Consider the following 19,850-nt stretch of genomic DNA (forward strand, 5'->3'; position numbering starts at 1 on the left):
CGCAACGCGGCAGGTGACGATGAAAGAGATCGAGGAACGGCTGGCCCATCTGGAACGCACGGTCGACGACCTGTCGGACATCATCGCCCGCCAGGAGAACGAGATCGCGCGGCTCACGCACCGCGTGGCGATGCTGCTGGAACGCGAGGCCGAGCGGGAAACCTCCTCGGGCGGGGCCGCGGTCTTCGGCGACGAACGTCCGCCGCATCACTGAGCGGAGTTCGACGCCACAGTCGCGGCCACGAGCCGGCCGTCGTGGATCAGGATGTTCGACCACCGCCCGCCCATGCCGAAGGTCTCGTAGACGCTGAGAAAGACCGTGTCCTGCCGCAGCGTCTCGATCCGGTCGCCGCAGGGTTTCTTGCGGCCGACACGGCAGACCGCGCGCTTGACCCGATCATAGGCCTTGTCGACATCGCTTTCGCTGCCGATCCGGCCCGGCGCCCCGTACCGGATCGATTCGTGCATGCCGACCTCGCCGAACATCGCCATGGCGCCGGTGAACTGCCGCGCGCAGCCGTCCTCGAAGCCGGTGATGTGGAACGTGCGGGCGCGCGTGCTTTCGGGATCCGGGTCGTGGAGCCTGTACCGCTCCTCGTCCGCGGGATAGACGTCCACGGTCTTGCCCAGAGCGGGCCGCGGCAGATCGCAGATCCGCCCTATATTGCCGAAGGCCATGACCGTTCCTTGCACGATATCGCTCTCCGGGCCGGCCGGAGGCGGCGGTGTCTTGGCCCCGGCCGCGACGGCGCGTTGCAGAAACCCGAAGAGACCGCGGCCTTCCTCTGTCTCAACCACGACCGGCCTGGCCTCCTCCTCGTCCGGCAGCGGCTCCTGCGCCTCGGGCAGAGCGGCGAGGCGCATGGGCTCGCCTCCGGTCACATCCTTCGGTCCCGCCAGTTCCTTCAGAAACGCGAAGAGCCGAGGCCGCGGCAGCGCCTCTGCCTCGACCGCTGCGCCTGCAGCGATGGCCGCCTCCGTTTCCGTCACCCGGTCCTGGCCCTCGGTACCGGCCACCAGTTCCACCGCCCCCTGGCTGGTGTCGATCTCTTCGTCCGCCACCCTGCCGAACGGGCCGACCGCCCCTTGGCAGGCGCAGAGGCCAAGCAATGCGAGCGGCAGGACTAGGCGGATCAACGGCACTTCCCTCTACATTTGGTAGAGAGTGAATCAAAAATGATTCGTTCTGTAAACAGTGGCGACCGCCAGGCGCCCTGGCCGTTCCCCGGCGCCTCAGATTTCCTCGACCGCCATGACGCCATTCAGGCTCTTGATGGCACCCTTGATCTGGGGAGTCACCGGGAATTCGGCGCCCGCGTCGATCTCGACCTCGCCAGGCAGACCGGCATCCATCAGGCAGAAACTGATCGGCCCCCGCCCGACCCGCGCGGCCGCCTCCTGGGCGCTGGTCAGCACCTCGGCCACCGCCGGAATGGCCTCGGCCGCCTCGACGAAGATCTTGAGCCCCACCGACCCCGCATCCGCCACGATCGTATCGAGGGGCGCGATTCCCCGCGCCAGCAGCTTCAGCTGGTCGCTCTCCATCGTGGCCTCGACCGTCACGACCACCATGGACCCGGGATCGAGGTGATCGCGCGAGGCTTCGAGCGTGTCGGAAAAGACAGTGCATTCATACGCGCCCGTACGGTCGGAAATCTGCACGAAGGCGAACCGGTTGCCGCGCGCCGATTTCCGCTCCTGCCGGCCCGCGACGACGCCCGCCATCTTGGCGATCAGCGCCCCGCCCGACGCCATTTGCCAGACCTCGTCCAGGGTCTTGATATCCTTGCGCTTCAGCGCCGCCGAATAGTCGTCCAGCGGGTGACCGGAGAGATAGAATCCGATCGCCTTGAACTCTTCGGCCAGCCGTTCCGCCGGCAGCCAGTCCTGCACAGGCGAGAGGCGCGGCTCGGGCAGGTCCTCGCCCGCGTCTCCGAACAGCGAGACCTGGCTGGACTGCTTCTGCTCCCAGATCGCGGCGGAATACTGCACCAGCGCGTCGAGGCTGTCGAAGACCCGCCGCCGGTTGGGGTCGAGCACATCGAAGGCCCCGGCCCGCGCCATCATCTCGAGCGGCCGTTTCCCGACGCGCTTGAGTTCGACCCGGCGGGCAAAGTCGAAAAGGTTGACGAAGGGCTTGTCCTCGCCATCGACCCGCCGCCCCTCGACGACCAGCCGCATCGCGTCGAGCCCGACGTTCTTGAGCGCGCCGAGCGCGTAGACCAGCGCCCCGTCCTTCACCGTGAAGGCCGAATCCGACCGGTTCACGCAGGGCGGTATATAGGGCAGGCCGAGCTGTTTCTTCACCTCTTCGAAGTAGATGGCGAGCTTTTCCGTCAGATGGATATCGCAGTTCATGACGCCGGCCATGAATTCCACCGGATGGTTCGCCTTGAGCCACGCCGTCTGATAGCTGACCACGGCATAGGCGGCGGCGTGCGACTTGTTGAACCCGTAGTTCGCAAACTTTTCCAGAAGGTCGAAGACCTCCGAAGCCTTCTTCTTCTCGACCCCCTTTTCGGCCGCGCCCTTTTCGAATTTCGGGCGTTCGGCGTCCATCGCCTCTTTGATCTTCTTGCCCATGGCGCGGCGCAGCAGGTCGGCGCCGCCGAGCGTGTAGCCCGCCATTTCCTGCGCGATCTGCATCACCTGCTCCTGATAGACGATGATGCCCTGCGTCTCTTCCAGGATATGGTCGATCAGGGGGTGAACGCTCTCGATCTCGCGCTGGCCGTTCTTGACCTCGCAATAGGTCGGAATGTTCTCCATCGGGCCGGGACGATACAGCGCGACAAGCGCGACGATGTCCTCGATGCAGGTCGGCTTCATCCGCTTGAGCGCGTCCATCATGCCCGAGCTTTCCACCTGGAACACGGCAACGGTCTTGGCGCGGGAATAGAGTTCGTAGGTCTTGGCGTCGTCCAGCGGGATCGCGTTGATCTGGTTCTCGGCCCCGGGAAAGGGTTCGTAAATCTGCGCACCATCCGCCGCCGTATGGAGATCGCGCCCCCCGGCGTGGATCTGCTCGATCGCGTTCTGGATGACGGTCAGGGTCTTCAGCCCGAGAAAGTCGAACTTCACCAGCCCGGCCTGCTCGACCCATTTCATGTTGAACTGCGTCGCCGGCATGTCCGAGCGCGGGTCCTGGTAAAGCGGCACCAGCCGGTCCAGCGGCCGGTCGCCGATCACCACCCCCGCCGCGTGGGTCGAGGCGTTCCGCAGCAGCCCCTCGACCTCCATGCCGTAATCCAGCAGGCGCTTGACTACCTCCTCGTTGCGGGCCTCGGCGCGCAGCCGCTCTTCCTGCTTCAGCGCGTCCGAGATGCTGACCGGCTTGACCCCCTCGACCGGGATCATCTTGGACAGCCGGTCCACCTGGCCATAGGGCATCTGGAGCACCCGGCCGATGTCGCGCACGGCGGCCTTGGACAGCAGCGCGCCGAAGGTAATGATCTGCCCCACCTTGTCGCGGCCGTATTTCTCCTGCACGTAGCGGATCACCTCTTCCCGCCGGTCCATGCAGAAGTCGATGTCGAAGTCGGGCATGGAGACACGTTCGGGGTTCAGGAACCGTTCGAACAGCAGCGAATAACGCAGCGGATCCAGGTCGGTAATGGTCAGCGCATAGGCCACCAGAGAACCCGCGCCCGAACCCCGCCCCGGCCCGACGGGAATGTCGTGGTCCTTGGCCCATTGGATAAAGTCGGCAACGATCAGGAAGTACCCGGGAAAGCCCATCCCCTCGATGATGCCGAGCTCGAAATCCAGCCGTTCCTGATATTCCTCGGGGCTGACCGCATGGGGAATGACCGCGAGCCGCGCCTGCAGCCCCGCGTTCGCCATCCGCCGCAGTTCCGCGACCTCGTCATCGGCGAATTTCGGCAGGATCGGGTCGCGGCGATAGGCCATGAAGGCGCAGCGCCTCGCGATCTCGACCGTGTTTTCCAAAGCTTCGGGAAGATCGGCAAAGAGTGTCGCCATCTCTTCGGGCGTCTTGAAATAATGCTGCGCGGTCAGACGGCGGCGCGGCTCCTGCTGGTCGACATAGGCGCCATCGGCGATGCAGATCAGCGCGTCATGCGCCTCGTACATACCCTCCTTCGGGAAATAGACGTCGTTGGTCGCCACCAGCGGCAGCTCCATCGCATAGGCCATTTCGACAAAGCCGCGCTCAGTCAGCCTCTCCTTCTCGGGCAACCCGCCCTCGCCCGGATGGCGCTGCAACTCGACATAGAGGCGGTCGCCGAACATCTCGCGCAGCCGGTCCATCAGCGTCTGCGCCGCCGGTCTTTGCCGGGCCTGCAGCAGCATCCCCACCGGACCGTCCGGCCCGCCCGTTAGGCAGATCACGTCGCCCGAGAATTCCCTCAGCTCGTCCAGCGTGACCTGCGGAAGCTGGCCGGGTTTCGTCAGATAAAGGCAGGAGTTCAGCCGCATCAGGTTCTCGTACCCCGCCTCGCTCTGCGCCAGCAGCACGACCGGCGCGGGGGCCTTGGGCTTTTCACCCGGCTGCCGATCGAGATACATCAGATCGACCTGGCACCCGATGATCGGCTGGATCCCCTCGCCACTGGCGGTCACCGAGAATTCCAGCGCCGAGAACATGTTGTTCGTATCGGTCACGGCGACCGCGGGCATGCCCGAGGCCCTGCACAGACCGGGGAGTTTCTTAAGCCGAACGGCCCCTTCCAGAAGGGAATATTCGGTATGGACGCGGAGATGGATGAATCGGGGGGCGCTGCTCATGCGCGAAGGCTATCGCGCTTTGCGGGGACACGGAACACCGGTTGCAACCGATCGTGTTTCGCCCCACCTTTTTGCGCAAAAGCGCCCGGACATGATGACCGACACCATCCGCCCCGAAATTCTGCCGCATGGCCAGGACGGCCTGTCGCTCCGCCTCGGGCTGACACCGGCCGAACAGACCATCGGCGCGGTCATGGCACTGCGCGAGGCGCTGGAGCAGACACCGCCAGACGGCACCGAGGAGATCGCCGGCTCTCTCACCTCGGTCTATCTGCGCTTCGATCCCGCCCGCACGACCCGGGACGCAGTCGTGGCCTCGGCTCGCGCCGTGGCGGACCGGACCGACCTGGACGCGGCCGCCCTGCCCGCCCCGCACCGGCGCTGGACCATTCCCGTCGTCATCGGCGGCGCGCATGGTCCGCAGTTCGGCGAGATGGCCGGGGCCGCCGGTCTCTCCGAGGCTGCCGCGCGCGAGGCGCTGCTGACCGCGAAACTGCGCGTGCTGGCCATCGGCTTTGCCCCCGGTCTGCCCTACATGGGCCTCTTGCCGCCGGAGTGGGACGTGCCCCGTCTGCGCGACCTGACGCCGAACGTGCCGCGCGGCGCGCTCGTCGCGGCTGTCCGACAGGTGATCCTTTTCACCAACGCGACCCCGACCGGCTGGCGTCATGTCGGCATGTCGGCCTTCCCCGGCTTCCGCCCGGATCGCGACCCGGCCTCCCCCCTGCGCGCGGGCGACGAGGTCCGGCTGGCGGCGATGACCCCGGCCGACCTCGAGGCCCTGGAACGGGACGATCCCGACGGCCTCGGCGGCGCCCGGTGCGAGACGCTGAGATGACCGGCACGCTGACCCTGCACCGGGCGGGTCCGGGCGTTACCGTGCAGGACTTGGGCCGCCCGGGGATGACGGCGCAGGGCCTGTCACAGGGCGGCGCGGCCGATCGGCTGGCGCTGCACGAGGCCGCCGCCCTGCTCGGGCTCCGAACACCCGTCCCGGCGCTCGAAATGGCGATGACCGGGGCCGAGGTTTCGGTCGACACCCCCACGCGCGTGGCTCTGACCGGGGCGCGGATGCAGGCGATGCTGAACGGGCAACCGGTGGCCTGGAACGCGACCCACCTGCTGCACCCCTGGGACCGCCTGACGATCGGCGCGGCGCGGGCGGGGATCTACGGCTATCTCACGCCGGCCGGCGGGATCGCGACCGCGGCGGTGATGGGTGGCCATGGCGCGCATCTGACGGCGGGCATCGGCACGGCACTCGGGCCGGAGACGGTTCTGCCCCTCGGCCGCGACCCCGACCCGGCGGCGCGACAAACGGTGATCCGCACCGACGACCGGCTGTCGGGCGGCACGCTCCGCATGATGCCCGGCCCCCAGACCGGCCTTTTCGACGATGCGACGCGGGCCCGGTTCCACGCCACCCACTTCACCCGCAGCCGCACCGGCAACCGGCAGGGCGTTCGGCTCGACTTCGACGGCGATCCCTTTTCCAGCGGCACCGACTCGCTCGCCTCGGACATCATCCGCGCCGGCGATGTGCAGATGACCGGCGAGGGCGTGCCCTACATCCTGCTGAGCGAATGCCAGACAATGGGCGGATATCCCCGCATCGGCACCGTCCTGCCGCAGGACCTGCCCCGGGTCGCGCAGGCCGCCCCCGGCACCGAATTCGCCTTCCGCGAAATGACGGTGGCGGAGGCCGACGCACTATGGCAGCCGGATCAGGACGTACTGAAAAGCCTGAAGGCAAAGGTGCAGCCCCTGCGGCGCGATCCGCATGACATCCCCGACCTGCTGTCCTATCAACTGATCGGCGGCGTGATCCGCGGCGATGAAACGGAGGACTGAGACATGGCGCGGACGGTCGACCTGAACGCCGACATGGGCGAGAGCTATGGACCCTGGGTCATGGGCCGCGACGCGGACGTTCTGGACGTCGTGACCTCGGCCAATATCGCCTGCGGCCTGCATGCGGGCGACCCCGACGTGATGGCGCGGACATTCCGGATGGCGACCGAAAGGGGCGTCGGCCTGGGCGCGCATCCGGGGTTTGCGGACATCCAGGGTTTCGGACGCAGGCGGATCGACCTCTCCTCCGAGGAACTGGCGAACCTCGTCACCTACCAAATCGGCGCGGCCCAGGCGATGGCGCGGGCCGCGGGCGGAACGCTGCGCCACCTCAAGCTGCACGGCGCCCTGGCCAACATGGCCGCCGAGAACATCGACATGGCCCGCACCTGTTACGCCGCCGCCGAACGTGTCGCGCCGGGCATCGTCGTGATGACCCTCGCCGGAACGGCGCAGGAGGCCGCCGCCGAAGACCTCGGCCTGGCCCGCGCGGGCGAGATATTCGCCGACCGCGCCTATAACGACGACGCCACGCTGGTCGACCGCAGCCAGCCCGGCGCGGTGATCCACGACGCCGCCCTGGCCGGTCCCCGGATCGCCGAGATGGTCAGGGAAGGGGCGATCATCACCGCGAGCGGCAAGCGCATCCCGACCCGGATCGACACCATCTGCTGCCACGGGGATACGCCGGAAGCCATTGAAATCGCCCGCTCCGTCCGGGCGAGCCTGGCGGCCGCGGGCGTCACGCTGCACAAACTCTAGCGCCCGTTTCACGGGCAGGAACGGCGCCTCCGACGCCCGAAAATTCAGCAATCTCTTGCCAAGCTCGATTCCAGCCGCTTTGCTGTATGCCGGAAGGCCACCCGGTTCTACGCCGCATCGAACCGGGCCAAAAGGTCCAACGGGGTAAGGCGGCGGATAACGACATGACCATCTCCTTTCACCTGAACGGAGAACGCGTGGATCTCCCCCCCGGGACCGCGCCGACGACGACATTGCTGGACTGGCTGCGCGAGACGCGCGGCCTGACCGGAACCAAGGAAGGCTGCAACGAAGGCGACTGCGGGGCCTGCACGGTGATGATCACCGACCCGGGCGGCGCGGACCGCGTCAAGGCGCTGAACGCCTGCATCCTGTTCCTGCCGCAGCTGCACGGGAAATCCGTGCGCACGGTCGAGGGCATGGCCGGTCCTGACGGCCGCCTCCACCCGGTGCAGCAGGCTATGATCGACCATCACGGAAGCCAGTGCGGCTTCTGCACCCCGGGTTTCATCGCCTCGATGGTGGCCGGCCACCTGCGCGGCGAAACCGATCACGACGACATCCTCGCCGGGAACCTCTGCCGCTGCACGGGCTATGCGCCGATCGTGCGGGCGGCGCGGGCGGTCGAGGGCGCGGAGGTCCCGGACTGGATCCGGGACCCCGACCCACGGGTCGACCCGATCGCCATGGCGCCCGAGACCGCGGATGAACTGGCCGAATGGTACGCCGCCCATCCCGACGCCACCCTGATCGGCGGTGCCACGGATGTGGGTCTCTGGGTGACGAAACAGCTGCGCCGACTGGACGAGGTGGCGTTCCTGGGGCGCTGCCGGGATCTGCGGAGGATCGACACCTCCGATCCCGAGACCATCCGCGTCGGCGCGGCCGTCACCATGGCGGAGCTCCTGCCGGTTCTGCAGACGCACTATCCCTCCTATGCCGCGATGGTCCGCCGCTACGGCTCGGAACAGGTGCGGCAGGCGGCCACCATCGGTGGCAATATCGCCAACGGCTCGCCGATCGGGGATAATCCGCCAGCGCTGATCGCCCTCGGCGCGACGCTGCACCTCCGCAGGAGCGGCGACCGGCGGGCCATCCCGCTTGAGGACTTCTTCCTCGAATACGGCCGGCAGGACCGCGCGCCCGGCGAATTCGTCGAAGCGGTGAGCTTTCCGAAGGCCGCGCAGCGTCTGGCCTGCTACAAGCTCTCGAAGCGCTTCGATCAGGACATCTCGGCGGTGCTGGGCTGCTTCAACCTGACGGTCGAGCACGGCACGGTCACGCAGGCGCGCATCGCCTTCGGCGGCATGGCGGGGATTCCCAAACGCGCCACGGCCGTCGAGACCGCGCTGATCGGCCAACCCTGGGACGCCGGGGCGCCCGACCGGGCGGCCGAGGCCTTCGCGCAGGATTTCGCGCCCATGTCGGACATGCGCGCCTCGGCCGGCTACAGGCTGACGGCCGCCCGCAACATGCTGCGCCGCTACTGGGCCGAGGGCACGGGAACGGCGACGAACGTCCGCGAGGTCGCACCATGACCACCGGCAAGCCGCTTCCCCACGACGCCGCCACACTGCATGTGACGGGCGCCGCGCGTTATGTCGACGATATTCCCGCCCCCGCCGGCACGCTCAGCCTGGGGTTCGGTCAATCCCCCGTGGCTCGCGGCGTCCTGAAGGGCATGGATCTCTCGGAGGTCCGCGCCGCGCCCGGCGTGGTGGCCGTGCTGACGGCTGCCGATCTGCCCTTTGCCAACGACGTCTCGCCCTCGAACCACGACGAGCCCCTGCTGGCGACAGATCGGGTCCACTACGTCGGGCAGCCGCTTTTCCTCGTGATCGCGACCAGCCACCTCGCCGCGCGCCGGGCGGCGCGGCTGGGATGGGCCGACATCGACGAGGAAACGCCGATCCTGACGGTGGACGAGGCGCTCGCCGGCGACAGCCGGTTCGAGGGCGGGCCGGTGATCTGGAGCAAGGGCGACGCGGAGATGGCCATCTCGGGCGCGTCGCACGTGATCGAGGGTCGGATGGAGGTCGGCGGGCAGGAGCATTTCTACCTCGAGGGTCAGGCCGCCCTCGCGCTGCCGCAGGACGGCGGCGAGATGGTGGTGCAGTCCTCGACCCAGCATCCGACCGAGATCCAGCACAAGGTGGCCGAGGCGCTCGGCCTGCCGATGCACGGCGTCCGGATCGAGACCCGCCGCATGGGCGGCGGCTTCGGCGGCAAGGAGAGCCAGGGCAATGCGCTGGCCGTGGCCTGCGCGGTGGCCGCCCGGGCGACGGGCCGCCCCTGCCGGATGCGCTATGACCGCGACGACGACATGGTGATCACCGGCAAGCGCCACGACCTGCGGATCGAGTATCGCGCCGGCGTGTCCGAGGACGGCCGGATCATGGGCGTCGAGTTCCGGCACCTGATCCGCTGCGGCTGGAGCCAGGATCTCTCCCTGCCGGTCGCGGATCGCGCCATGCTGCATGCCGACAATGCCTATCTGCTGGATCACGTGCGGATCGAGAGCCACCGGCTGAAGACCAACACCGCTTCGGCCACGGCCTTTCGCGGGTTCGGCGGGCCGCAGGGGATGGTGGGGATCGAGCGCGTGATGGACCACGCCGCCCATCTGCTGGGTCGCGACCCGCTGGAGGTGCGGCGGACGAACTATTACGCCGATGCGCCGGCCGCGGGGGCGGAGGGGGGGCTGTCTGCCCCCCGCCGCCTGGCGGCGGCCCCCCCCGAGGATATTTCGACCAAGAAGAACGTGGATTTGGCATCGCGGGGCGCGCCGCCGGACGATGACCGCGTCCCGGTCGAGGCCGGCAGCGGCCAGACCACGCCCTACGGCATGCCGGTGGAGGATTTCATCCTGAACGGCATGACCGACAGGCTGGCCGAGCGATGCGGATACGCGGCGCGGCGGGCCGCGATCTGCCGGTGGAACGCGGACCAGCCGGTTCTCAGGCGCGGCATCGCGCTGACGCCGGTCAAGTTCGGCATCTCCTTCACGCTCAGCCATCTCAACCAGGCGGGGGCCCTGGTCCATGTCTACCAGGACGGCTCGGTCCAGGTGAACCACGGCGGCACCGAGATGGGCCAGGGTCTTTACCAGAAGGTGGCGCAGGTGGCGGCGGCCGGGTTCGGCGTGCCGATGGAGGCGATCAAGGTCACGGCGACGGACACCGGCAAGGTGCCCAATACCTCGGCCACGGCCGCCTCGTCCGGCTCGGATCTGAACGGCATGGCGGTCAAGGCCGCCTGCGACACGATCCGCGGCCGGATGGCCGACTGCCTGGCCGCGCTGCACCAGCTGCCCGCCGCCGAGGTGGTCTTTGCCGATGGCGAGGTGCGGGTCGGGCAGGACAGGATGAGTTTCGCCCGCGCCGCGCAAATGACCTACGAGAACCGGGTCAGCCTCTCCGCCACCGGGTATTACCGGACGCCGGGCCTCGCCTGGGACCGACTGCGGGGCGTCGGCAAGCCGTTCTTCTATTTCGCCCACGGCGCCGCCTGTACCGAGGTGGTCATCGACACCCTCACCGGCGAATATCGCCTGCTGCGCACCGACATCCTGCACGACGTCGGACGATCCTTGAACCCGGCGCTCGACATCGGCCAGATCGAGGGCGGCTTCGTGCAGGGCGCGGGCTGGCTCACCACCGAGGAACTGGTCTGGGACGACAGGGGCCGGCTGCGCACCCATGCCCCCTCGACCTACAAGATCCCCGCCTGCGGCGATCGGCCCGACGTCTTCAACGTCGCGCTCTGGGACGGGGAGAACGCCGCCGAGACCATCTATCGCTCGAAAGCGGTCGGCGAGCCGCCGTTCATGCTGGGCATATCGGCGCTGATGGCCCTGTCGGACGCCGTCGCGGCCTGCGGGCCGGGCTATCCGGCGCTCGACGCACCGGCGACGCCGGAACGGGTGCTGGCGGCGGTGGAGAGGGTCCGCGATGCTTGACCTCGAGGCCCTGCAAGCGGCGCTTGAGCGTCACGGCCCCGTGACCCGGGTCGTCATCGCCGAGACCCGCGGCTCCGCCCCGCGCGGCGCGGGGACGGAGATGCTGGTGGCCGAGGGCGGCCTGGTCTCGGGGACCATCGGGGGCGGCGCGCTGGAATACCAGGCGATCGAGGCCGCGCGCCGCCTCGCGGCGCCCCGGGTGGACCGGCAGGCGCTCGGGCCCGACCTCGGCCAATGCTGCGGCGGGGCGGTGACGCTGGTCTTCGACCGGTACGAGACCCTCCCCCAGGTCGAGAACAGCGCGGTTCTGCGCCGGATCGACGGGCCCGCCGATCCGACACTGGCGGTGCGGCGCGCCTGGGCCGGCGCCCGCAACGGCGCCCGGCCGCCGCGCACGGAACTGGTCGACGGCTGGCTGATCGAGCCGGTGGCGCACGCCCGCGTGCCCCTCTGGGTCTGGGGGGCCGGCCATGTCGGGCGCGCCATCGTCACCACCCTGGCGCCCCTGCCCCGCTTTGCGGTGACCTGGATCGACACTGCCGCCGAACGGTTCCCGGCCGAGGTGCCGCCGGGCGTCACGACGGTACCGGCCGCCAGACCCGAGCGGCTGGCGGTCCATGCGCCGAAAGACGCCGTGCACCTGATCCTGACCTATTCCCACGCGCTGGACCTGGCGATCTGCGACGCCCTCCTGCGGCGCGGCTGCGCCAGTGCCGGGCTGATCGGTTCGGAAAGCAAATGGGCGCGTTTCCGGTCGCGCCTTTCCGCCATGGGCCATGCAACTGCCCGGATCGACGGCATAACCTGCCCGATCGGCGACCCGGCCCTCGGCAAACATCCGCAGGAGATTGCGGTCGGCGTGGCGGCGCGGTTACTAAGGGACGCGGCGCGCCAAGACGCCGAGAGGGACATGACAGGGTGACGGACGCACTTCTTTCCATTCGGGGCCTCACCAAGGCCTACCCCGGAGTCGTTGCCAACGACGACGTCTCGTTCGACATCCTCCCCGGCGAGGTCCACGCCCTGCTGGGCGAGAACGGCGCCGGCAAGTCGACGCTGGTCAAGATGATCTACGGCCTCGTCAAGCCGGACAGCGGCGAGATGCGGATGCGCGGCACGCCCTACGCCCCGTCCGAGCCCAAGGCGGCGCGGGCCGCGGGCGTCGCGATGGTGTTCCAGCACTTTTCGCTGTTCGATGCGATGAACGTGGCCGAGAACATCGCCCTCGGCATGGCCGATCCCCCGCCGATGCGGGATCTGGCCGCGCGGATCCGAGAGGTGTCGGACCAGTACGGCCTGCCGCTCGACCCCTGGCGCGTGGTGGGGGATCTTTCGGCCGGCGAACGTCAGCGGGTGGAAATCATCCGTTGCCTGCTCCAGGATCCGAAGCTGCTGATCATGGACGAGCCGACCAGCGTGCTGACCCCGCAGGAGGTCGACATCCTGTTCGAGACGCTCGGCAAGCTGAAGGCCGAAGGCACCTCGATCCTCTACATCTCGCACAAGCTCGAGGAGATCCGGAAACTCTGCGACGAGGCTACGATCCTGCGGCTGGGGCGCAAGGTCGCGACCTGCACGCCGCGCGACACCACCGCGCGGCAGATGGCCGAGCTGATGGTGGGCGCCGAGCTTCACACACCGACCCGCGAGGGGCGGCGGCCCGGCGAGGTCCGGCTGGCCCTGAAGGCGCTCTCCGTCACCTCTCCCGGTCAGTTCGGCACATCGCTGAAGGCGATCACGCTCGAGGTCCGTTCAGGCGAGGTCCTGGGCCTCGCCGGCGTGGCGGGCAACGGGCAGGACGAACTGCTGGCCGCCCTCTCGGGCGAGTTGCGCTCGGGCGCAGGCATGGTCGTGCTGGACGGAACGGCCATCGGAGACAAAGGCCCCGCCGAACGGCGCCGGATGGGCCTGCTCACCGCACCCGAGGAGCGGCTGGGACATGCGGCCGCGCCGGACATGAGCCTGACCGAGAACGCCGCGCTGACGGCGGCGGAACGGCAGAACATCGCGCGCAACGGCTTCCTCAGCTGGAACAGGGCACGTGGCTTCGCCCGCGAGATCATCGAGCGCTTCGATGTCCGCACGCCCGGCACCGAGAACGCCGCGCGGTCGCTCTCGGGCGGCAACCTGCAGAAATTCGTCATCGGCCGCGAAGTCATGCAGGACCCCGAGGTTCTGGTCGTGAACCAGCCGACCTGGGGCGTGGACGCGGCGGCGGCGGCGGTGATCCGCCAGGCGCTGCTCGATCTGGCCGAAGGCGGCACGGCGGTCATCGTGATCAGCCAGGACCTCGACGAACTGATGGAGGTCTCGGACCGCTTCGCCGCGCTCAACGAGGGCCGGTTGAGCGAGGTACGGCCCGCACGGGGCCTCACCGTCGAAGACATCGGCCTGATGATGGGCGGCTCGCACGACATGGAGGTGGCGGATGCGTAGCGCCACGCCCCGGCTTCTGCGACGGCGGACCGGTCCCGACGCCTCCGGCGGGGATATTTCCGTCAAGGTGAAAGAGGGGGGCGCGCCCCGCACGGAAGGGAGGCGCCCGTGGTGACGCTCGAGAAGCGGCCGCAGCCCAGCCGGATCGTCGCCTGGTCGACGCCGTTCATGGCGGTGCTGGCGACGATGATCGCGGGGGGGCTGCTCTTCGCCGCGCTCGGTGAGGATCCTCTGGTCGCGATCCGCACGATCTTCTGGGATCCGCTCTTCGGTCAGCACGCCTTCTTCTACCGGCCGCAGCTGCTGGTGAAGGGGGCGCCTCTGATCCTGATCGCCATCGGCCTCAGCCTCGGCTTCCGGGCCGGCATCTGGAACATCGGCGCCGAGGGACAGTACATCCTGGGCGCGATCTGCGGGGCGGGCATGGGTCTGGCCTTCTACCCGGCGGAGGGGTGGTTCATCTTTCCGCTGATGGTCATGGCCGGGGCCCTCGGCGGGCTGGTCTGGGCCATGATCCCGGGCCTGCTCAAGGTCCGCTTCGGCACCAACGAGATCCTCGTCTCGCTGATGCTGGTCTATGTGGCCGAGCAGCTTCTGGCCTCGATGTCGCTCGGCCTGCTGAAGAACCCGCAAGGCTTCGGCTTTCCCGGCTCGCGCAATCTGCAGCAGTACCCCTCGGCCCACAATGCCGAACTGATCGCGGGGACCGGGATGCACTGGGGCGTGGCCGCGGCCCTGATCGCGGTCATCTTCGCCTATGTCCTGCTGACGCGGCACCAGCTGGGCTATCACATCCGCCTGACCGGCGAGGCGCCGCGCGCGGCGAAGTTCGCCGGTATCGCCCCCGCGCGGCTGGTGCTGTTCTGCCTCGGCATCTCGGGCGCATTCGCCGGGCTGGCGGGCATGTTCGAGGTCTCGGGCCCGGCCGGCCAGGTTTCGATCGACTTCAACACCGGCTATGGCTTCACGGCGATCATCGTGGCCTTTCTCGGCCGGCTCCACCCTGTCGGCATCCTGCTGGCCGGGCTGCTCATGGCGCTGACCTACATCGGCGGCGAGATTGCGCAATCCAGTCTCGGCCTGCCCGCCGCTGCGATCCAGATGTTCCAGGGCATGCTGCTCTTCTTCCTGCTGGCGGTGGACGTGCTGACCTCGTACCGGCTGCGCTTCGGCAAAAGGGAGGCCGCGTGATGGACTTGTCCTCGATCGATCCGGTCCTGCTGATCGCCTCGCTCATGGTGGCGGCGACGGCAGTCATGATCGCCGCCATAGGCGAGCTGATCGCCGAACGCGCAGGCGTGCTGAACCTCGGCGTCGAGGGGATGATGATCACCGGCGCCATCTGCGGCTTTGCCATGGCCGTGCAGACCGGATCGCCGACCATCGGCTTTCTGGCGGCGGCGGCGGGGGGCGCGCTGCTCTCGCTGCTCTTCGCCTTCCTGACGCAGGTCGCCCTGGCCAATCAGGTGGCCAGCGGGCTTGCGCTGACACTCTTCGGCCTGGGCCTGTCGTCCCTGCTCGGGCAGGACTACCAGGGGATCAAGCCGCCCTCGACCCCGCGCATCGACATTCCCGTACTGACCGACCTGCCGGCGGTCGGGCGCATCGTCTTCGGTCATGACCTGATGGTCTATTTCGGCCTGGCGCTGGTCGCCGCGACCTGGGCCTTCCTGAAATACACCCGCGCCGGGCTTGTCCTGCGCTCCGTGGGCGAGAACCACGACGCGGCGCATGCCCTGGGCTACAAGGTCGTCCGCATCCGCGTCATGGCCATCGCCTTCGGCGGCGCCTGCGCCGGGCTGGGCGGCGCCTACATCAGCCTGGTGCGCGTGCCGCAATGGACCGAGGGAATGACCGCCGGGATCGGCTGGATCGCCCTCGCCCTCGTGGTCTTCGCCTCGTGGAAGCCCTGGCGCGTCCTGCTCGGCGCCTACCTGTTCGGCGGCGTAACGGTTCTGCAGCTCAACCTTCAGGCGGCCGGCATCGCGATCCCGGTCGAGTACCTGTCGATGTCGCCCTACATCATCACCATCGTCGTGCTGGTCATCATGTCCGCCGACAAGTCCCGCGCTCCGGCGTCCCTGGGTCGCATCTTCCACGCGACGCACTAGACCGGCCCACCACTCCAAAAGAAGAACTGAAAGGGAAAACCATGAAACTTACCAAACGCGCATTGATGACAGGGGCAGCCCTCGCCGTCGGCCTCGCCGCGACAGGCGTCGCCGCGCAGGACGACGTGACCAAGGTCGGCTTCGTCTACGTCGGCCCCGTCGGCGACGGCGGCTGGACCTATGAACACGACCAGGCCCGCCAGAAGGTCGAGGAACATTTCGGCGACAAGGTCGAAACCGTCTACGTCGAGAGCGTGCCCGAAGGGCCAGACTCGGAACGGGTGATGACGCAGATGGCCCTGGACGGCGCCGACCTGATCTTCACCACCTCCTTCGGGTACATGGACCCGACGATCAACGTGGCCAAGAAGTTCCCGGACGTGAAGTTCGAACACGCCACCGGATACAAGACCGCCGACAACGTGTCGGTCTATTCCGCCCGCTTCTACGAAGGGCGCGCCGTGCAGGGCACGATCGCGGGCCACATGACGGAAAGCAACGTCATCGGCTACATCGGGTCCTACCCGATCCCCGAGGTGATCCGCGGCATCAACGCGGCCTATATCCACGCCAAGAAGGTCAATCCGGACGTCGAATTCAAGATCGTCTGGGCCTTTACCTGGATCGACCCGGCGAAAGAGGCCGACGCGGCGAAGGTGCTGATCGAACAGGGCGCCGACGTGATCCTGCAGCACACCGACTCCACCGCGCCGCTGGCCGCCGCGCAGGAGGCCGGCGGCATCATCGGCTTCGGACAGGCCTCGGACATGGCCGAATACAAGCCGTCGCCGCGCGTCTCGTCCATCATCGACAACTGGGCCCCCTACTACATCGACCGCGTCCAGGCGGTGATGGACGGCACCTGGGAGAGCAAGAACACCTGGGACGGCATCGCGCCGGGCATGGTCGAGATCGGCGAGATCACGGATGCCGTGCCCGAGGAGGTGAAGGCCGAGGCGCTCGCCCTGAAGGAGAGCATCGCCAGCGGCGAGTACCACCCTTTCACCGGTCCGCTGAAGAAACAGGACGGCTCCGACTGGCTCGCCGAAGGCGAGACCGCGGACGACGGTACGCTGGCCGGGATGAATTTCTACGTCGAGGGGATCCAGGGCGAAATTCCCCAGTAATCCGCAACGGCGCATGCTGAACCAAGGGGACCGTGTCCGCAGGTCGGGCGCGGTCCTCTCACGTCTGTAACGCGCGTCTCCGGCACCCGGTTCCATGACCACCGAAGCGAACCGGCAATTTTCGGCCGCCCCTTAATCCATTTGAATTTGTAGCGCATTTTGCCTTTTCCTCCGGCCGCTCAGCCATAAGTCCCGATGCAGAGGGGCGATTTGCGCCCCCGAAAGCTCACGAGAGCCCATAAGGAGGGGCATGTTCACATGATGAGATTCAGGACTTTCACCGTTGCCACGGCCGTCGGTCTGACGGCGATGGCGACAGCAGCCGGCGCGGCGACGATGACGCTGGACGATTTCGACACCGACATCGCGTCCGGACCGGTCTCCTCGTTCGACAACATTCCCGCGACGATCGAAGATTCCGCCCCGTCGGCAATCGGCAACTTCCGCGAGATTACCGTTGTGGGCGACAGCGGTGTTCCCGACGCCGCCCGCGCCGCCGTCGATGATGGCGAACTGACCTTCAGCAACGACGCCGGCGTTCAGGGCCGGGTCGATGTGATCTATGACGGCGAAGGCGATTCCGGCCTCGGCGGCGTCGACCTGACCATGGGCGGCACCGACGGCTTCTTCGCCTTCGACCTGACGACCGACGTGTCGATTGGATACCAGGTCTCGGTCATGGATACGTTCGGTGACAGCGGGTCCTCCCCGCTGACGGCGTCCGGCAGCTTCGTGTCGGATGAGACGGTCCTCATTTCCTTCGCGGAATTCGCCGGCGTCGACCTTACTTCGGCCGACTCGGTGACGCTGTCGCTCGTCGACACTTCGACGGACTTCGCAGCTGACGTGACCGTCGACAACTTCCGCACCACTTCGGCCATTCCCCTTCCGGCGTCGGCCCTGCTGATGCTGGGTGGCCTCGGTGCGTTCGGATTTGCGCGCAAGCGCCGCGGGTAAGACAAGCGCCGCGAACCAAAAAACCATTTTCCCATGACCAAACTGTGGGGCGCGTTCCGACGCGCCCCATTTTTCTTGCGCGGACCGAAGACGCATGCCCTCGGATCAGGAAGACGCATGCCTTCGGATCAGGAAGACGCATGCCTTCGGATCAGCCCGAATTCAGCCGCGCATAACGCCCCGCGATCGCCCGCAGTTCCGCATCCGTGCCGATCTCGACGATCCGTCCCCCGTCCATCACCGCGATGCGGTCCGCATCCCGGATCGTGCCCAGGCGGTGCGCGATGACCAGCGTCGTCCGGTCGCGGGCCAACTCGTTAAGCGCCAGCTGGATCTGACGCTCGGTTTCCGAATCCAGCGCCGAGGTCGCCTCGTCCAGGATCAGGATCGGCGGGTTCTTTAGGAAGGCGCGCGCGATGGCGACGCGCTGTTTCTGGCCTCCCGACAGCATGACCCCGCGCTCGCCCACCACCGTGTCGAGCCCCTCGGGCAGTCCCTCGATCATGCCGCTCAGCTGTGCATGATGCGCGGCGTCGCGGATGTCCTGCTCGGTCGCGTCCAGCCGCCCGTAGCCGATGTTCTCCCGCAGCGTTCCCCCGAACAGGAAGACGTCCTGACTGACGATGCCGACCTGCCGCCGCAGGGACCGCAGGGTCAGACTGCGGGTGTCGAGGCCGTCGACGGTGATCCGCCCCTCGGCCGGATCGTAGAAGCGCGGCACCAGCGACAGCAGCGTCGTCTTGCCCGCCCCCGAGGGCCCGACGAAGGCCACGGTTTCGCCCGCCCGCACGGTGAGCGAGATATCGCGGATCACCGGCCGGTCGTCGCCATAGTCGAAGCGGACGCCGTGAAAGCCGACCTCGCCGCGCAGGGCCGGAACGTCTGCCGCGTCCGGCCGGTCGGTCACATCCGGCCTGGTCTGCATCAGGTCGAGATAGCGGCGGAAGCCCGCGATCCCGCGCGGATAGACCTCGATCACCGCGGCGATCTTGTCCAGCGGGCGGAAGAACACGCCCACCAGCAGCAGGAAGGCGACGAAGCCGCCGGTGGTAAGCGACCCGTTCAGCACGAAGACCGCCCCCGCCACCATGACGATCACCTGGATCAGCCGCATCCCCATGTAATTCAGCGAGGACGAGGCCGCCATGACCTTGTACGCCGCCAGCTTGGTGTCCCGGTAGGCCGCGTTGTCCTTGGCGAAGAGGGTCTTCTCATGCTCTTCGTTGGCGAAGGCCTGAACCACGCGCATCCCGCCGACATTCTCCTCGAGCCGGACGTTGAAGGCCGCGACGCGCGAATAGATGTCGCGCCAGGTGCGGGTCATGCGACCGCCGTACACCGTCACGATGACGACGCAGGCGGGCACGATGGCGGCGGTGATCAGCGCCAGCTCCAGGTCGATGGTCAGCATCAGAAGGAAGGCCCCGACAAAGGTCATGACCGCGATGAACAGGTCCTCGGGCCCATGATGCGCGACCTCGCCGATCTCTTCCAGATCGCGGGTCACGCGGGCGACAAGCTTGCCGGTGCGGACCCGGTCGAAATAGCTGAAGGACAGGCGCTGGAGATGGTCGAAGGCGCGGCGCCGCATCTCGGTCTCGATATTGATGCCCAGCATGTGGCCCCAGTAGATAACCACCGCCATGAGCCCCGCATTGACGATGTAGATCAGAAGCAGACCGACCGCGGCAAGGATCGTCAGCGGCAGGTCGCCCGAGGGCAGCAGCCGGTCGATGAAGGCCTGAACGGCAAGCGGAAAGGCCAGTTCCAGCAGGCCGGAGATCACCGCGCAGCCGAAGTCCAGCCAGAAGAGCGACCTCCAGGGGCGGTAGTATTCGAAGAACTGACGTAGCATGGACGTGTCCTTGTGGCTGCCTTGCGGATTGCCTTGGCCCGGCGACC

At 67.9% G+C, this 19,850-nt stretch carries 15 protein-coding genes; 12 read left to right on the plus strand and 3 right to left on the minus strand.

The window, feature by feature from the left end; translation table 11 throughout:
• The first annotated feature begins 19 nt into the window (after nucleotides 1-19).
• Nucleotides 20-214: a SlyX family protein gene (locus tag OB2597_RS13225; RefSeq protein ID WP_009806084.1), complete on the plus strand. Its 195-nt coding sequence runs from the start codon at nucleotides 20-22 to the stop codon at nucleotides 212-214.
• Here OB2597_RS13225 and OB2597_RS13230 read toward each other — a convergent pair.
• Entirely contained in the window at nucleotides 208-1,137 is a 930-nt protein-coding gene (locus OB2597_RS13230) for a hypothetical protein (protein WP_148234732.1), read from the minus strand. The two genes, OB2597_RS13225 and OB2597_RS13230, sit on opposite strands and share 7 nt — an antisense overlap.
• 96 nt (nucleotides 1,138-1,233) lie before the next feature.
• The gene (gene dnaE / locus OB2597_RS13235) at nucleotides 1,234-4,746 is read right to left on the minus strand and encodes a DNA polymerase III subunit alpha (RefSeq protein WP_040609335.1); all 3,513 of its coding nucleotides are present in this window, start codon (nucleotides 4,744-4,746) and stop codon (nucleotides 1,234-1,236) included.
• 91 nt (nucleotides 4,747-4,837) lie between these two features.
• Between dnaE and OB2597_RS13240 the strand changes: the two genes are divergently transcribed.
• The 11 genes from OB2597_RS13240 to OB2597_RS13290 all read left to right on the plus strand — a co-directional run bounded on the left by OB2597_RS13240 (nucleotide 4,838) and on the right by OB2597_RS13290 (nucleotide 17,948).
• Nucleotides 4,838-5,584: a 5-oxoprolinase subunit B family protein gene (locus OB2597_RS13240; protein ID WP_009806087.1), complete on the plus strand. Its 747-nt coding sequence runs from the start codon at nucleotides 4,838-4,840 to the stop codon at nucleotides 5,582-5,584.
• Nucleotides 5,581-6,597, plus strand: coding sequence for a 5-oxoprolinase subunit C family protein (locus tag OB2597_RS13245; protein WP_009806088.1), 1,017 nt, complete (start codon nucleotides 5,581-5,583; stop codon nucleotides 6,595-6,597). The genes OB2597_RS13240 and OB2597_RS13245 overlap by 4 nt, the downstream gene beginning before the upstream one ends.
• Nucleotides 6,598-6,600: 3 nt before the next feature.
• On the plus strand, nucleotides 6,601-7,359 hold the full coding sequence (locus tag OB2597_RS13250; RefSeq protein ID WP_009806089.1) for a LamB/YcsF family protein: 759 nt from the start codon (nucleotides 6,601-6,603) through the stop codon (nucleotides 7,357-7,359).
• A 164-nt stretch (nucleotides 7,360-7,523) separates the two neighbouring features.
• Nucleotides 7,524-8,897 carry a xanthine dehydrogenase small subunit gene (locus OB2597_RS13255; RefSeq protein WP_009806090.1) on the plus strand — a complete coding sequence of 458 codons (1,374 nt, stop codon included), beginning with the start codon at nucleotides 7,524-7,526 and terminating at the stop codon, nucleotides 8,895-8,897.
• Nucleotides 8,894-11,317, plus strand: a complete 2,424-nt coding sequence (gene xdhB, locus OB2597_RS13260; RefSeq protein ID WP_009806091.1) for a xanthine dehydrogenase molybdopterin binding subunit — start codon at nucleotides 8,894-8,896, stop codon at nucleotides 11,315-11,317. The genes OB2597_RS13255 and xdhB overlap by 4 nt, the downstream gene beginning before the upstream one ends.
• Nucleotides 11,310-12,239 (plus strand): xanthine dehydrogenase accessory protein XdhC, encoded by a 930-nt coding sequence (gene xdhC, locus OB2597_RS13265; protein WP_009806092.1) that lies wholly within the window; start codon nucleotides 11,310-11,312, stop codon nucleotides 12,237-12,239. The genes xdhB and xdhC overlap by 8 nt, the downstream gene beginning before the upstream one ends.
• On the plus strand, nucleotides 12,236-13,753 hold the full coding sequence (locus OB2597_RS13270) for an ABC transporter ATP-binding protein (RefSeq protein ID WP_009806093.1): 1,518 nt from the start codon (nucleotides 12,236-12,238) through the stop codon (nucleotides 13,751-13,753). Before xdhC ends, OB2597_RS13270 begins: the two co-directional genes overlap by 4 nt.
• A gap of 108 nt (nucleotides 13,754-13,861) precedes the next feature.
• Nucleotides 13,862-14,944: an ABC transporter permease gene (locus OB2597_RS13275; protein WP_009806094.1), complete on the plus strand. Its 1,083-nt coding sequence runs from the start codon at nucleotides 13,862-13,864 to the stop codon at nucleotides 14,942-14,944.
• Nucleotides 14,944-15,864: an ABC transporter permease gene (locus tag OB2597_RS13280; protein ID WP_009806095.1), complete on the plus strand. Its 921-nt coding sequence runs from the start codon at nucleotides 14,944-14,946 to the stop codon at nucleotides 15,862-15,864. Before OB2597_RS13275 ends, OB2597_RS13280 begins: the two co-directional genes overlap by 1 nt.
• Before the next feature lie 41 nt (nucleotides 15,865-15,905).
• A complete protein-coding gene (locus OB2597_RS13285) occupies nucleotides 15,906-16,991 on the plus strand; it encodes a BMP family ABC transporter substrate-binding protein (RefSeq protein ID WP_040609336.1) in 1,086 nt (361 codons plus the stop codon).
• A 258-nt stretch (nucleotides 16,992-17,249) separates the two neighbouring features.
• The gene (locus OB2597_RS13290) at nucleotides 17,250-17,948 is read left to right on the plus strand and encodes a VPLPA-CTERM sorting domain-containing protein (RefSeq protein ID WP_009806097.1); all 699 of its coding nucleotides are present in this window, start codon (nucleotides 17,250-17,252) and stop codon (nucleotides 17,946-17,948) included.
• A gap of 151 nt (nucleotides 17,949-18,099) precedes the next feature.
• On the opposite strand, the gene OB2597_RS13295 is transcribed toward OB2597_RS13290, so the two are convergent.
• Nucleotides 18,100-19,803 carry an ABC transporter ATP-binding protein gene (locus OB2597_RS13295; RefSeq protein WP_009806098.1) on the minus strand — a complete coding sequence of 568 codons (1,704 nt, stop codon included), beginning with the start codon at nucleotides 19,801-19,803 and terminating at the stop codon, nucleotides 18,100-18,102.
• Nucleotides 19,804-19,850: the final 47 nt, after the last annotated feature.

This window comes from Pseudooceanicola batsensis HTCC2597, from assembly GCF_000152725.1.
GTDB classification, from domain to species: Bacteria; Pseudomonadota; Alphaproteobacteria; order Rhodobacterales; family Rhodobacteraceae; genus Pseudooceanicola; species Pseudooceanicola batsensis.